Here is a 14,517-nt window from a genome sequence, read left to right as displayed (position 1 = left end):
TTGCAAAACCCATTATGAGCTTTACAAAAACCACTGAGCAAGACTCAAAATACAACCATCTAGAGAAGATGGAAATCGCAGAATTGCTTGAAAATATCAATAAAGAAGATCAAACCGTTCCTTTAGCAGTTGAGAAGGCATTACCGCAAATCAACACCTTGATGGAAAAAGTGGTTGCTCAAATGAAAGCCGGCGGAAAACTTTTTTATATGGGCGCTGGCACTAGCGGAAGATTAGGAATTCTTGATGCGTCTGAGTGTCCGCCTACCTTTGGCGTGCCGCATGAGTTGGTTGTAGGATTAATTGCTGGTGGTGATTATGCCATTCGCAAAGCGGTAGAATTTGCTGAAGATGATACAGCTCAAGGTTGGAAAGATCTACAAGAACACAAAATAACCGAAAAAGATTTTGTTATCGGGATAGCAGCTTCGGGCACCACGCCTTATGTGATAGGTGCTTTAAAGGCTTGCAACGAAAATAATATTCCTACCGGTTGTATTACTTGCAATGCAGGAAGTCCACTTTCCGCGGAAGCGAAATACCCTATAGAAGTGATCGTAGGACCAGAATTTGTTACGGGTAGCAGCCGCATGAAAGCAGGAACCGCACAAAAACTTGTACTCAACATGATCTCTACAACAGCTATGATACAGCTAGGCCGCGTGAAAGGAAATAAAATGGTCGATATGCAATTGAGCAACGACAAACTTGTAGACCGCGGCACTCGCATGATCATGGCAGAACTTAATATTGCAGAAAAAGAAGCAGCTTTACTTTTAAAGGAATTTGGTAATGTGCGCGCTGCGATAAATTCATATCAAGATGGCAAATAAAGAACTTTTGTCTAAAGGTGTGCGCACCATGGTGATCTCGCTATTATTTATGTTTCTTGCTCCCGGCTTGATCTATGAGGCAGCGAGCAACCGGTCGCATGCCCTTTTTATTCCTGTATTGATCTTAGGCTTGGTTGCAGCTTTCTTTGCGATCTTCTTTGCATTTAAAGGCCTTAACCGTATTTTAAAATCCATTTTTGATCGGTAAATTTTTCTTTTGGCTTAAAGCCAAAAAAATAAAAGCATAAAAAAACCCTTGATCATCAAGGGTTTCTTTATATGATATTGCTAAAAGATTATTTCTTAGCAAATTTCTTGTATTTGTTTTTGAACTTATCAATACGTCCAGCAGTGTCAACAAGTTTTGTCTTACCAGTGTAGTATGGGTGAGAAGTTCTAGAAATTTCAAGTTTTACAAGCGGATATTCCACGCCATCCACTTCAATTGTTTCCTTAGATCCAGCTGTAGACTTAGCAAGAAAAACATCATCGTTTGACATGTCTTTAAAAGCCACTATTCTATAGTTTCCTGGGTGTATGTCTTTTTTCATTTTTTGATATACTTTAAATCCGCTCAAATTTTGAGGTGCAAATTTAGAAATATTTTATTTTCTGGCAATGATTTATAAAAAATAAAATTCAACCTTTTAAAAATAGTGAATAAACCTATGTAACGTTTTTTTACCTTTGTGTACTAATGGCATAATTCAAATTTAAAAATCATGACCGAACCAGTTAAAGTGAACAGTAAAAAAATTATGCTTACCTATGGAGCGATCCTTGGTGTAGTTTCAGTACTATTTGGAGTTATCTCTTATGTGATGGGAAATACGTTTCAACCGCATTGGAGTATGCAACTTCTAGGATTTCTAGTTCTTATTCTATTTATAGTATTAGGACTTAGAGAATTTAAAAAACAAAACAGCGGATTTTTAAAACTTAGTCAAGCTTTAAAAACAGGAATTGGTATTGCTGCAATATCTGCTGTAATTGGTATTATTTACTTTGTGATTTTCACAAGCGTTATAGAGCCAGATTATTTTGAACAGTATATAGAATTTCAAAGAACAACAGCTTTAGAAAATAACACTTCTGCAACGCCAGAGCAAATAGAGCAAGGTCTTGAGATGTCAAAACCATTTATGAATACAGGTTTCTTTGCAGGTATTCAATTTATAATGGCAATATTCTTTGGTTTTATAATTTCGCTTATCGCAGGTTTAGCGATGAAAAGAGAAAACCCACACGCTATTTAAAAAAGCTTAATGCAATTATCCATTGTCATACCCCTTCTTAACGAGAAGGAATCTATAAAAGAATTATATCACTGGCTTGTAGATGTTCTGCAAGCCAATGGTTTTTCTTATGAAATCTTATTTATTGATGACGGCAGCACAGACGGCAGCTGGGAAGTTATTTTCGCTTTAAGCGAAAAGGACACCGCCGTAAAAGCCATACGCTTTAACCGTAATTATGGTAAAAGTCAAGCGTTACACGCCGGTTTTCTTGAAGCCAAAGGTGATGTGGTCATCACAATGGATGCAGATCTACAAGACAGTCCGGATGAAATACCTGAATTATACCGCCTCGTTACTGAAGAAAATTATGACTTAGTAAGTGGCTGGAAGAAAAAAAGATTTGACTCTGTTCTTGCAAAAAATTTACCTTCTAAGCTTTTTAACGCCGTTGCCCGCAAAACCAGCGGACTCAAATTACACGATTTTAATTGCGGCCTGAAAGCTTACAAACTAAAAGTTGTAAAAAATATTGACGTATATGGTGATATGCACCGTTACATTCCGCTACTGGCAAAAAACGCTGGTTTTTACAACATCACAGAAAAACCCGTGCAACATCAAGCCAGGAAATACGGTCAGACAAAATTTGGCGCAGACCGTTTTATAAAAGGATTTCTTGATCTTTTGACCATTTGGTTTGTAACGCATTTTGCAAAGCGACCTATGCATTTGTTTGGTACGCTGGGCGCATTAATGGTTTTTATAGGTTTTGTTTTTACCGCCTGGTTAGGTATAGATAAATTATTTATCACGCCCACCGGCAGATTAATAACACAACGTCCACAATTCTATCTTGCACTAGTAAGTATAGTGATCGGGGTACAACTTTTTATCGCTGGCTTTTTAGGAGAAATGATCCTGCGTAGCCGCAAATCTTCACCTCGTTATTTGATAAGTGAGAAAATAGGATCTTAATATCCCAGTCTCATTAGTAAATGTTTATTTTTGTCTTTTAACAAATCACAATCCATGGAACCAGAAATCAAGATCAAAACAGACGCTTGGCTTACAGATACTTTTGACGCAGAAACCCAAAATACGATCAAAAAATTAAGGGATGAAAACCCAGAAGAACTAAAAGAAAGCTTCTATAAAAATCTTGAATTTGGTACCGGCGGAATGCGCGGTGTAATGGGTGTAGGTACAAACCGCATCAATAAATACACGCTAGGTAAAAATACTCAGGGCCTTTCAAACTATCTTAAACAAACCTTTACTGGTGAAGAAATTAAAGTAGCGATCGCTTACGATTGTCGCAATAACAGTAAAGAACTTGCTCAAGTTGTTGCTGATGTGTTTTCAGCAAATGACATTAAAGTATTTTTATTTAGCGATCTAAGAGCTACTCCAGAACTAAGTTTTGCTGTAAAGCATTTAGATTGTCATTGCGGTATTGTTTTGACGGCTAGTCATAACCCGCCAGAGTACAACGGTTATAAAGTGTACTGGCAAGATGGTGGTCAATTAGTACCACCACAAGATGGTGAGATCATTAAGGTGATCGAGTCGCTGGATTATGACGAGGTTAATTTTAAGGCTAAAGCCAAATACATCGAGTACATAGACACTGACGTTGATGAAGCATTTATTAAAGCTTCGCTAGAAAACGGAAGTTTTAAAGAGCTTGATGAGCACAGAGATAAGACAACTATTGTTTTTACACCGCTTCACGGAACATCCGTAACAGCAGTTCCTCAAGTTTTAGAACAAGCTGGTTATAAAAATGTACATATCGTTGAGGAACAAAAAACTCCTAACGGAAATTTCCCAACGGTAAAGTCACCAAACCCAGAAGAACCAGAAGCATTAGAAATGGCTATGAAATTAGCCGAAGAAACTAATGCTGATATTGTAATAGGTACAGATCCTGACTGTGATAGATTAGGTATTGCTGTGCGCGACACAAATGGCGACCTGAAGTTACTTAATGGTAACCAGACCATGGTGGTGATGACAGATTTCTTGTTGAAGAAATACTTTGAGAATAACGATCGCAAAGGCAATGAGTTTATAGCTTCTACTATTGTTTCTACGCCTATGATGGATGTTTTAGCAAAAGCATATGATGTAGAATGTAAACTGGGTCTTACCGGTTTTAAATGGATCGCTAAAATGATCAAAGATTTCCCAGAGCAACACTTCATCGGTGGTGGTGAAGAAAGTTTTGGATATATGGTTGGTGATTTTGTGCGTGATAAAGATGCTGTAACCTCTACCCTACTGGCTTGTGAGATAGTAACTTTGGCGAAAGCCAACGGCACATCATTTTATGAAATGTTGCTAGAAATGTATGCAGAGCACGGTTTGTATATGGAAGATCTCACTTCGCTGGTTAAAAAAGGAATTTCTGGTGCAGAGGAGATCAAACAAACAATGATAGACTTGCGTGAAAATCCTATGACCGAGATCAATGGTGAGCGTATCATAAAGATTGACGATTACGCAAGCTCAAAGTCTCTTAATGTAACTACTGGAAACAGTACAGATATTGAGATACCAAAATCTAACGTTCTTGTTTACCATACAGAAAAAGGTTCTAGAATTGCTGCTAGACCTAGTGGAACAGAACCAAAAATTAAATTTTATATAAGCGTTAATGAGGATCTAGAAAGTGCATCAGATTTTGATAATACTTTTGCCTCTACTCAAGAACGCATTGCTGGTATTAAAAAAGAGCTGGGACTTTAATCTTCCCAGCTTTTTTTTATAGAATACTTGTCCCTTAAGAATTACTATGAACTACTTTAAACAAGTACTGAGGTTTGCATTTCCATATAAGCGTTATGGACTCTTCAGTATTATCTGTAATATTTTTTACGCGCTTTTTAGCACGCTTTCCTTTTTGGCTTTAATGCCGGTTATCAATATTCTTTTTGAAGAAGAAAATCGTGTTGATTCCGCTCCAGAATGGACCGGGATCACTGGCTTAAAAGAATATGCCATGGGTAACTTTAATTACATGGTTACTCAAAGAGTTCAGGATAACGAGCTTGATGCGTTGATGCTTGTTTGCGTTGTAGTTATCATTCTGTTTTTAGCAAAAAATTTCTTCGGGTATCTGGCAAATTTCTTTCTTACATTTTTGCGTAATGGTGTTATGAAAGACGTACGCGATGCCATTTACGAGAAGCTACTTACATTGCCTGTGAGTTATTTTAGCGAAAAGCGTAAAGGCGACAGTATCTCTAGAATTACTGCAGATGTTAACGAAGTAGAACGTTCTTTTCTATCGGTTTTAGAATTGTATGTTAGAGAGCCACTTACTATAATTTTTACGATAGGTGCGATGCTTTTGCTTAGCGCGAAACTTACGCTGTTTGTATTCATTTTCCTTCCCATTGCTGGTTTTATAATCTCAAGAATAGGTAAATCCCTAAAAAAGAAATCACATAAAGCGCAGGAAGAAAACGGCTATTTCCTTTCGATAGTTGAAGAAACCTTAGGAAGCCTTAAGATCATCAAAGGTTTTAATGCCGAAGGTATTATGCGTGATCGCTTTCAGGATTCTACCTCACGATTAAATAGAATTCTAAACAGCTTAGTAAATCGCCAGAATCTTGCATCTCCTACAAGTGAGTTTTTAGGAGTATCAGTAATTACTGTTATTCTTTGGTACGGTGGTAAATTGGTGTTAGTAGACGGTTCAATGCAGCCGGCAGATTTCATTGCATTTCTTGGTTTATCTTACCAGATCTTAACTCCGGCAAAACAGATAAGCAAAGCCTCTTACAGTCTTAAAAGAGGTAACGCTGCCGCGGAAAGGATCTTTAACGTATTGCATACTGAGTCGACGATCACAGACAAACCTAATGCTTTAGAAAAAGCTTCATTTGACGATAAACTTACGATCGAAGGTATTTCTTTTAAATATGCAGATGACGAAGTGCTGAAGAATTTTAGCGCAAGCGTACCAAAAGGAAAAACCGTAGCTCTTGTAGGACAAAGCGGTAGCGGTAAAAGTACCATCGCTAACCTTGTAACTCGCTTTTACGACGTAACAGCAGGCGCGATCAAAATTGACGGCAACGACCTTAGAGATATTACAAAATCATCTTTGCGCAATTTAATGGGCTTAGTAACGCAAGACAGTATCTTATTTAATGACACTGTGCGTAATAATATCATTCTAGGAAAACCTGACGCATCAGAAGATGAGATCATCGAGGCTTTAAAGATCGCAAACGCTTGGGAATTTGTAAAAGATCTACCTAAAGGTCTTGACACAAACATAGGCGACAGCGGTAACAAATTAAGCGGCGGACAAAAACAACGTTTAAGTATTGCGCGTGCCGTGCTTAAAAATCCGCCTATCATGATCCTTGACGAGGCGACTTCTGCCTTAGATACAGAGAGTGAGCGTTTGGTTCAAAAAGCACTAGAGAATATGATGAAAAATCGTACCTCTATTGTGATCGCGCACAGATTGAGTACTATTCAAAATGCAGATCAGATCATCGTTATGCAAAAAGGTGAGATCGTAGAGCAAGGCAAGCATGACGAACTATTAGAACTTCAAGGAACATATAGCAAGCTAGTCGCTATGCAGTCTTTTGAATAAAATCAAAAGTCTTAAGAAAACCCTAAAAATTAATTCTTTACCTTACCGCTTTAAACTTAAAGCAAAAACCTTAGTCATAGTATATGTAAGGTTAACGCTTAAGAATTGCAGAAACTTGTAAATACATCACAAGGTTTGGTTTTTGAAGACCTAGTAAGAGATTATAAAGAAAAACTCTACTGGCACATCAGACGCATGGTTTTGTCGCATGATGATGCTGATGATGTATTGCAAAATACCTTTATTAAGGTTTACAAGAACTTACCCAATTTTAAAGGAGACAGTCATGTGTACACCTGGCTGTATCGCATTGCGACAAACGAAAGCCTTACATTTTTAAAGAAACGAGCAAAACGACTGCAGATAAGCGATGAAGCCCTGCAGCAAACCATGGTGCGCAATCTGGAAGCAGATCCGTATTTTGATGGTGATAAAGCTAAGTTAAAATTGCAAAAAGCAATAGCAACATTACCAGAGAAGCAAAAGCAAGTTTTCTTGCTAAGGTATTATGATGAGATGCCTTACGCAGAAATGGCCGAAATGCTTGAAATATCTGAAGGATCGCTTAAAGCTAGCTATCACCATGCGGTAAAGAAAATAACAAATTTTGTAAAAGAGGATTAAACCCCTGACAATCATTTAAGTCAAAAAAGTGATGAATCCACTTGATAACCATAACAAAGAAAACGGTCTACATCTGCCTAAGGGATACCTGCAGCAGTTTGATGAAGATCTTTTTGCAGAGCTCAAACTTAGAGAGTTGATGCCAGAGCATGATGGTTTTGTGGTGCCGCAAGGCTATTTTGAGAAGTTTGCTGATAGGCTTAAAGCCAAAATTTCTCAGCCTAAAACTAAAGTGATCTCGATATTTAAGAGCAAAGCTTGGATAGGCAGTGCAGCTGCAATTGCCGCAATACTTATTCTTGCATTGATCGCAATCTTCCCTAAAAATCAAATAAGTGACTTTGATGACCTCACGGTTACCACACTTGAAAATTATTTACAGGAAGAAGGTATACTAGAAAAAATGTCTGAAGAAGATCTTGACGAAATAGAAAATGGCATTCATTTTTCTGAAGAAACGATCACTAACGACGCCATCCTAGATTATGTTGATATGAATATCCTGGATGAACCCAAACAAGAAGATAAATAACACACAAATTGTGAAAAGACTAATAGTAATAATATGCTTGCTTTTTACTTTTTCTGGATATAGTCAGAATAGTGACGACTTCCATAAAAGAATTAAAGCACTTAAGGTTTCTTTCATAACTGAAGAGCTTCAGCTTTCTCCTAAAGAAGCTGAAACCTTCTGGCCCATCTATAATGCTTATGACGAAAAAATGGATGCGCTAAGACATGAAGAAAGAGCGCTTTGGCGTAAGCTATATAAAGAAAAGGATGTGAGAGCGAACCTCTCAGAATCTGAGGCTGATAAACTTATTGCAGAGTATAACAATCTTTGCCAAAAACGTGTATCGCTGCAGAGCAAATTGCTTAACGATCTAAGAGGAAATTTATCGCTTAAAAAAGTGGTTTACCTTCCTGAGGTTGAGCAAGATTTTGGAAAAAAACTCTTTGAAGAATATAAAAAACGCAAAGAGCAAGAAAAAGGGAAGAGTATGCCTTAATTATTGATCCCCTCACCCCTGATCAGTTTTACTAAGGCTATTTTTCCGTTACCCGCTGCAAACGCAGTATCTTCATCAATAAAACGAATAGTAAAGAACCCTTGCTCTGCGAGGGTTTTCCATTTTTTACCGCCGTCGTTGCTGTAGCTTATTCCGGTAAATCCTATTGCTATAAGTTCTTCACCATTGCTGCCAGGCACATATTGCACACAACTCTTGTAGCCAGGGTCTTCGCCATCTGCGATTAATGACCAAGTTTTACCTCCATCTTTTGTAATTGCTTTATTACCCGTATTGCCTTCAGGATTTGTGTAATCTCCGCCAATTATAAAACCGGTATTTTCATCATAAAAATCTAGACTGTATCCGCCAGCGGTTTCAATACCTTGCTTGAGCGGCGTGTCATAAGCTTCCCAAGTTTCACCTTTATCACCAGAGTAAAAAACACGAGACTTCATTCCGCCTGTGATGATCCATGCTTTATCGCCCATGATCTCAATATTCGTATTACTTGCTGCAAAACCGCCTTCTTCTGCCGCTGGCAAAACAGAACAATCAAGCTTTTTCCAAGAATTACCACCATCACGCGTTATGATAATAGAAAGACAACCGTTTTGAGAATCACCCATCGCAATACCTTCTTTATCATTCCAGAATTTCATAGCATCATAAAAAACCTTTTCTCCTTCTTCTTTATAAACAAGCTCCATATTTCCTGTATCGCCCGTTTTATACAACAAAGCGGGATTAGCGATACTCAACATAAAGAAATCTGTCGCAGTATGCGCAACTGCTCTAAAGGCCGGCGTGATGCTATCATATTGTTGCACTTTTGTATTCCAAGTCTTTGTTTGTAGATTGTATAAACCAAATTTCCCATCACTTCCTGCAAAAGCAAGACTACCGTCATTCAATAATTCTATCGCGCGTATACTTACAGAATCTTCATAAATGGTCTCAATCTCTACAGATTGCACGGTCAGTTTAGGCAACTGTTTCTCTTCTTTATTTTTACAGCTTATCGCAAAAAGGACTACAACAAATAAAATGATGCGTTTCATAAATCTAATTTTGCGCTAAAATAAACCTAATGTCGCACAAAGCCTTACCTTTGCAGACCTTAAAATTATCTTATGCGCTTACATCGTAACCTTGTATTTGCCGTTGTTGATGGACTTCTTCAAATTTTTAATGAAGGAGAATATGCTGACAAGGTCATTGAAAAACTACTTAAACGTGATAAACGCTGGGGTTCTCGCGACCGCAGTTTTATTGCAGAAACCACGTACGACATCGTACGCTGGAAAAGACTTTATGCAGAAATAGCAGAGGTTAAAGAACCTTTTGAACGCAAAGATATTTGGAGACTTTTTGCCGTTTGGGCAACGCTTAAAGGCATTCATTTACCAGACTGGCCACAGATCGAAGAAACGCCTACACGCCGTATTAAAGGCCGTTTTGACGCGTTATTGAAGGAGCGTAAATTTCGCGAAAGCATACCAGACTGGATGGATGAGCTTGGTGCAAAAGAACTAGGCAAAAAATGGGATGCAGAGATCGCTGCACTTAACAAACAAGCTCCTGTAGTTTTACGTGTTAATGCGCTTCAAGCGAAAATCACTGAGCTACAAAAAGATCTTAAGGAAGCAGAGATCATAACTCACACCATTAAAGGTTATCCTGAAGCACTTGAACTTGATGAACGTGCAAATGTCTTTATTACTGAAGCCTTTAAAAATGGACATTTTGAAGTTCAGGATGCATCTTCTCAACTAGTTGCTCCTATGCTAGATGTAAAACCAGGAATGCGCGTTATTGACACATGCGCTGGCGCTGGTGGTAAAACCTTACATCTTGCAGCTTTAATGGAAAATAAAGGCCAACTGATCGCTCTTGACATTTATGCAAATAAATTGAAGGAACTAAAACGCAGAGCACGCCGTGCTGGCGCTCATAATATTGAGACTCGCGCAATAGATTCTACAAAAGTAATCAAGAAGCTTAAGAACTCTGCAGATCGTGTTTTAATTGATGCTCCTTGTTCTGGTCTTGGCGTTTTAAGTCGCAATCCAGATGCAAAATGGAAACTAGAACCAGAATTCTTAGAGCGTATTAAAAATACCCAACAAGAAATTTTGCAAAGCTACTCTAGCATGGTAAAAAAAGGTGGAAAAATGGTTTATGCCACATGTTCTATTTTACCTTCAGAGAATCAGCAGCAGGTTGACTTTTTCTTAGCTTCAGAAGCTGGTAAAGATTTTAAAAAAGCAAACGAGAAGATTGTTCTTAGCAGCGAGTCTGGTTATGACGGCTTCTACATGGCTTTGCTTGAGAAGGCTTAAGATATTATCCTGTTTTATAGATCACGGTTTAAGAAATTAACAATCGTTAAAAAAACACGGTGCGCAGCGATTTAAGAAGGTAATTTTTAGGGAAGAATTCCTTAAATTTGCAGCTTAATCAGCACACCGTCCATGATACATTTTTTTGGGGCAAAAGACAGTAAAGTCTTTGCCGTTCAAACTACACAGGAACTATCACAAGAAGACATTAGCAAGCTCATCTGGCTCTTTGGCGGCCAGCCAAAAATACAAGCGTCCACTCTCGACGCTTTTTTTATTGGTCCACGCGCCACAATGATCACGCCTTGGAGCACAAATGCCGTTGAGATCACTCAAAACATGGGGATTTCAGGCATAATTCGTATTGAGGAGTTTATCGCTTCCGCGAAAGATGCTCAGGATTTTGACCCTATGCTTTCGCAAAAATATGCAGCGCTGGATCAAGAGATCTTCCTTATAGATATCAAACCAGAAGAAATTCAACAGATCACAGATATCGCAGGGTATAATGAGCAAGAAGGTCTGGCATTGAGTGAGGAAGAAATAGGATATTTGAACTCGGTTGCAGAGCGCATCGGGCGACCGCTAACTGACTCTGAAGTTTTTGGCTTTAGCCAAGTAAACTCTGAGCATTGCCGTCACAAGATCTTTAATGGAACTTTTGTGATCGATGGTGAAGCAAAACCTTCTTCGCTTTTTAAATTGATCAAGCGCACAAGTGAAGAAAACCCTAACGAGATCGTATCTGCTTACAAGGACAACGTAGCCTTTGTAAACGGACCAAAAGCAACGCAGTTTGCACCAAAAAGTCCAGAAAAACCCGATTTCTACGAAGAAAAAGAATTTGAGAGCGTGCTTTCGCTTAAAGCGGAAACACACAACTTCCCAACCACTGTTGAGCCTTTTAACGGTGCGGCGACAGGTTCTGGAGGTGAGATTCGTGACCGTCTTGCTGGTGGTAAAGGTTCGCTTCCACTTGCAGGAACTGCGGTGTATATGACAGCCTATTCCCGCCTTGAGGAAAACCGCCCATGGGAAAATGGTATGGATGCCCGCAAATGGTTATATCAAACCCCTATGGATATCTTGATCAAAGCTTCAAACGGAGCGTCAGATTTTGGGAATAAGTTTGGACAACCATTGATCGCTGGTTCTGTATTGACGTTTGAGCATGAAGAAGATGCTCGTTTGCTAGGTTTTGACAAAGTGATCATGATGGCCGGCGGCGTGGGATACGGTAAGAAAAACCAAGCCTTAAAAGACACTCCAGAAACTGGAGATAAAATTGTTATCCTTGGCGGCGAAAACTACCGAATCGGGATGGGTGGCGCTGCTGTAAGTTCGGCTGATACAGGTGAATTCAATTCTGCAATTACCTTGAATGCTGTGCAGCGTTCTAACCCAGAAATGCAAAAACGTGCTGCTAACGCCATCCGCGGGATGGTAGAAAGCGACCATAATGATATCGTTTCAATTCATGATCACGGTGCTGGTGGACACTTAAACTGCCTATCAGAACTTGTTGAAGAAACTGGTGGATTGATCGATCTTGATAAATTACCTGTGGGTGATCCTACCCTTTCGGCAAAAGAAATTATAGGTAACGAATCGCAAGAACGTATGGGTCTTGTGATAGGACAAAAAAGTATTGAAAAGTTAAAAACTATCGCTGATCGTGAGCGTTCGCCCATGTATGAAGTGGGCGATGTAACTGGCGACGACAGATTTACTTTTAAATCTGCTAGCTCTGGAGCTTCACCAATGAATCTAGAGTTGAATGACATGTTTGGCAGTTCACCAAAGATGATCATGAACGATACAACCGTAGATCGCAAATATGCTGATGTTGATTATCAACTTCAAAACTTCAACGATTATCTAGAGCAAGTTTTACAGCTTGAGGCTGTTGCTGCAAAAGACTGGTTAACCAATAAAGTAGACCGTTGTGTGGGTGGTCGCGTGGCAAAACAACAGTGTGTGGGTAGCCTGCAAATCCCGTTGAACAATTGCGGTGTAATGGCGCTAGATTACAAAAGCACAAACGGTATCGCGACTTCTATCGGGCATTCGCCTGTAAGCGGATTGATCGATCCTGTAGCGGGTAGTAAAAACTCAATTGCAGAGTCTTTGACAAACATCGTTTGGGCTCCACTTGAGAAAGGTTTAAAGTCAGTTTCCCTGTCTGCAAACTGGATGTGGCCGTGTAATAATCCTGGTGAGGACGCACGTTTATACGAGGCTGTGCAAGCGGTTTCAGACTTTGCAGTTAACTTGGGCATCAATATCCCAACGGGTAAGGATAGCCTTTCTATGAAGCAAAAATATCCAGACAAAGAGGTGATTGCTCCGGGAACGGTAATCATTTCTGCGGCTGGTCATTGTGATGATATCAATAAAATAGTTGAGCCTGTGCTTGACGTTGAGGAAGGTGCAATTTACTACATCAACCTATCTAACGATGGGTTCAAATTGGGCGGTTCTTCATTCGCGCAGATTCTTAACAAAATTGGTCAAGAAGCACCAAGTATTCAAGATGATTTGGCTTTCGCCAAAACGTTTAACACGCTTCAAGACCTGATCAAAAACGATATGATCGTTGCTGGTCACGATGTGGCTTCAGGAGGATTGATCACCACGCTTCTTGAAATGTGTTTTGCAGAGGTAAATCTTGCAGCTAATTTTGATTTTTCAGCTTTCGCGGAAAGCGATATCATGAAAATCCTTTTTGCTGAAAATGCAGGTATTGTTTTTCAAGCCAAAGCAGGAAGCGATGTTGAAGCTGTTTTAAATGAAAACAGCATTGAATTCTTTAAGATTGGTGAGGCTGTTGAAGGCAATGAACTTACGATCAAAAAAGATGGTGTTGAGATAGGTTTAAATATCGCCTCGTTGAGACAAACTTGGTTTAAGACATCATATCTTTTAGACAGCAAACAGACCGCAAATAATTTGGCGGAAGCCAGATACAACAACTTTGCGCAGCAGCCGCTAAACTTTAATTTCCCAGAACAGTTTACAGGTAAAAAACCTATCATCAATAGCTCAAAACCAAGACCAAAAGCCGCTATACTTCGTGAAAAAGGAAGTAACAGTGAGCGCGAAATGGCAAATGCGATGTTCCTCGCCGGTTTTGATGTAAAAGACGTACACATGACCGACTTGATAAGCGGCCGTGAAACGCTGGAAGATATTCAGTTTATTGGTGCTGTGGGTGGATTCTCAAACAGTGATGTGCTTGGGTCGGCAAAAGGTTGGGCCGGTGCATTTTTGTACAATGAGAAGGCAAACAAAGCGCTGAAAGATTTCTTCGCAAGACCTGATACGCTTTCGGTGGGGATTTGTAATGGTTGCCAACTTTTTGTGGAACTTGACCTTATCAATCCTGAGCATGAGGATAAACCAAAAATGCTACACAACGATTCTCACAAACACGAAAGTAATTTTACGAGCGTGACCATTGCAGAAAATGATTCTGTGATGTTGAAGTCGCTTGCTGGAACTACACTTGGAGTTTGGATCTCGCACGGTGAAGGAAAATTTCATTTACCGATGGCTGAGGAGAATTATAACATCGTGGCAAAATATGGCTATGATGCGTATCCAGCAAATCCTAATGGCAGCTCATACAACACCGCAATGATGACTGATAAAACCGGTCGTCATTTGGTGACCATGCCGCACGTTGAGCGTTCTACATTCCAATGGAACTGGGCAAATTACCCAAAAGGACGTCAGGACGAAGTGACTCCATGGGTTGAAGCATTTGTAAATGCTAGAAAATGGATCGAGGAGAATAAATAATTATTTCTCATAATATGTAAAGACCATTTTATATCTTAAATTATAATTAAG

The 14,517-nt window shown here is 39.3% G+C and carries 13 protein-coding genes; 11 read left to right on the top strand and 2 right to left on the bottom strand.

The features are described from left to right. Nucleotides 1–14: 14 nt before the first annotated feature. Nucleotides 15–833 (top strand): N-acetylmuramic acid 6-phosphate etherase, encoded by an 819-nt coding sequence (gene murQ / locus ACZ5L8_RS03885; protein ID WP_464439918.1) that lies wholly within the window; start codon nucleotides 15–17, stop codon nucleotides 831–833. Then, a complete protein-coding gene (locus tag ACZ5L8_RS03880; protein WP_464439916.1) occupies nucleotides 823–1,041 on the top strand; it encodes a DUF6095 family protein in 219 nt (72 codons plus the stop codon). Before murQ ends, ACZ5L8_RS03880 begins: the two co-directional genes overlap by 11 nt. A gap of 88 nt (nucleotides 1,042–1,129) precedes the next feature. Here ACZ5L8_RS03880 and ACZ5L8_RS03875 read toward each other — a convergent pair whose 3' ends face one another. Continuing rightward, nucleotides 1,130–1,384, bottom strand: coding sequence for a type B 50S ribosomal protein L31 (locus ACZ5L8_RS03875; RefSeq protein ID WP_462598747.1), 255 nt, complete (start codon nucleotides 1,382–1,384; stop codon nucleotides 1,130–1,132). 171 nt (nucleotides 1,385–1,555) lie between these two features. Here ACZ5L8_RS03875 and ACZ5L8_RS03870 point away from each other — a divergent pair, with 171 nt between their 5' ends. From ACZ5L8_RS03870 to ACZ5L8_RS03840, 7 genes are all read left to right on the top strand, one after another. Continuing rightward, nucleotides 1,556–2,089: a DUF4199 domain-containing protein gene (locus ACZ5L8_RS03870; RefSeq protein ID WP_464439914.1), complete on the top strand. Its 534-nt coding sequence runs from the start codon at nucleotides 1,556–1,558 to the stop codon at nucleotides 2,087–2,089. A gap of 9 nt (nucleotides 2,090–2,098) precedes the next feature. Then, nucleotides 2,099–3,046 (top strand): glycosyltransferase family 2 protein, encoded by a 948-nt coding sequence (locus ACZ5L8_RS03865; protein WP_464439912.1) that lies wholly within the window; start codon nucleotides 2,099–2,101, stop codon nucleotides 3,044–3,046. A gap of 54 nt (nucleotides 3,047–3,100) precedes the next feature. Beyond that, the gene (locus ACZ5L8_RS03860; RefSeq protein WP_464439910.1) at nucleotides 3,101–4,819 is read left to right on the top strand and encodes a phospho-sugar mutase; all 1,719 of its coding nucleotides are present in this window, start codon (nucleotides 3,101–3,103) and stop codon (nucleotides 4,817–4,819) included. Nucleotides 4,820–4,865: 46 nt separating this feature from the next. Further along, nucleotides 4,866–6,689, top strand: a complete 1,824-nt coding sequence (locus ACZ5L8_RS03855) for an ABC transporter ATP-binding protein (protein ID WP_464439908.1) — start codon at nucleotides 4,866–4,868, stop codon at nucleotides 6,687–6,689. Nucleotides 6,690–6,794: 105 nt separating this feature from the next. Further along, a complete protein-coding gene (locus ACZ5L8_RS03850) occupies nucleotides 6,795–7,313 on the top strand; it encodes an RNA polymerase sigma factor (protein ID WP_464439906.1) in 519 nt (172 codons plus the stop codon). A gap of 31 nt (nucleotides 7,314–7,344) precedes the next feature. Further along, on the top strand, nucleotides 7,345–7,845 hold the full coding sequence (locus ACZ5L8_RS03845) for a hypothetical protein (RefSeq protein ID WP_464439904.1): 501 nt from the start codon (nucleotides 7,345–7,347) through the stop codon (nucleotides 7,843–7,845). A gap of 10 nt (nucleotides 7,846–7,855) precedes the next feature. Beyond that, nucleotides 7,856–8,323: a hypothetical protein gene (locus ACZ5L8_RS03840; RefSeq protein ID WP_464439902.1), complete on the top strand. Its 468-nt coding sequence runs from the start codon at nucleotides 7,856–7,858 to the stop codon at nucleotides 8,321–8,323. On the opposite strand, the gene ACZ5L8_RS03835 is transcribed toward ACZ5L8_RS03840, so the two are convergent. Then, nucleotides 8,320–9,384 (bottom strand): WD40/YVTN/BNR-like repeat-containing protein, encoded by a 1,065-nt coding sequence (locus ACZ5L8_RS03835; protein WP_464439900.1) that lies wholly within the window; start codon nucleotides 9,382–9,384, stop codon nucleotides 8,320–8,322. The genes ACZ5L8_RS03840 and ACZ5L8_RS03835 overlap by 4 nt on opposite strands. Before the next feature lie 72 nt (nucleotides 9,385–9,456). Between ACZ5L8_RS03835 and ACZ5L8_RS03830 the strand changes: the two genes are divergently transcribed. Beyond that, on the top strand, nucleotides 9,457–10,665 hold the full coding sequence (locus tag ACZ5L8_RS03830) for an RsmB/NOP family class I SAM-dependent RNA methyltransferase (RefSeq protein ID WP_464439899.1): 1,209 nt from the start codon (nucleotides 9,457–9,459) through the stop codon (nucleotides 10,663–10,665). A 132-nt stretch (nucleotides 10,666–10,797) separates the two neighbouring features. Further along, nucleotides 10,798–14,466 (top strand): phosphoribosylformylglycinamidine synthase, encoded by a 3,669-nt coding sequence (gene purL, locus ACZ5L8_RS03825; RefSeq protein ID WP_464439897.1) that lies wholly within the window; start codon nucleotides 10,798–10,800, stop codon nucleotides 14,464–14,466. Nucleotides 14,467–14,517 lie beyond the last annotated feature (51 nt).

Source organism: Leeuwenhoekiella obamensis, from assembly GCF_055391795.1.
Note: the sequence above shows the minus strand (reverse complement) of the source record. Positions and strands in the feature narration are given on the sequence as shown.

Excerpts from the sequence above, each read along its gene's own strand:
- murQ (WP_464439918.1), top strand. The coding sequence starts at position 15 with ATGAGCTTTACAAAAACCACTGAGCAAGACTCAAAATACAACCATCTA.
- ACZ5L8_RS03880 (WP_464439916.1), top strand. The coding sequence starts at position 823 with ATGGCAAATAAAGAACTTTTGTCTAAAGGTGTGCGCACCATGGTGATC.
- ACZ5L8_RS03875 (WP_462598747.1), bottom strand. The coding sequence starts at position 1,384 with ATGAAAAAAGACATACACCCAGGAAACTATAGAATAGTGGCTTTTAAA.
- ACZ5L8_RS03870 (WP_464439914.1), top strand. The coding sequence starts at position 1,556 with ATGACCGAACCAGTTAAAGTGAACAGTAAAAAAATTATGCTTACCTAT.
- ACZ5L8_RS03865 (WP_464439912.1), top strand. The coding sequence starts at position 2,099 with ATGCAATTATCCATTGTCATACCCCTTCTTAACGAGAAGGAATCTATA.
- ACZ5L8_RS03860 (WP_464439910.1), top strand. The coding sequence starts at position 3,101 with ATGGAACCAGAAATCAAGATCAAAACAGACGCTTGGCTTACAGATACT.
- ACZ5L8_RS03855 (WP_464439908.1), top strand. The coding sequence starts at position 4,866 with ATGAACTACTTTAAACAAGTACTGAGGTTTGCATTTCCATATAAGCGT.
- ACZ5L8_RS03845 (WP_464439904.1), top strand. The coding sequence starts at position 7,345 with ATGAATCCACTTGATAACCATAACAAAGAAAACGGTCTACATCTGCCT.
- ACZ5L8_RS03835 (WP_464439900.1), bottom strand. The coding sequence starts at position 9,384 with ATGAAACGCATCATTTTATTTGTTGTAGTCCTTTTTGCGATAAGCTGT.
- ACZ5L8_RS03830 (WP_464439899.1), top strand. The coding sequence starts at position 9,457 with ATGCGCTTACATCGTAACCTTGTATTTGCCGTTGTTGATGGACTTCTT.
- purL (WP_464439897.1), top strand. The coding sequence starts at position 10,798 with ATGATACATTTTTTTGGGGCAAAAGACAGTAAAGTCTTTGCCGTTCAA.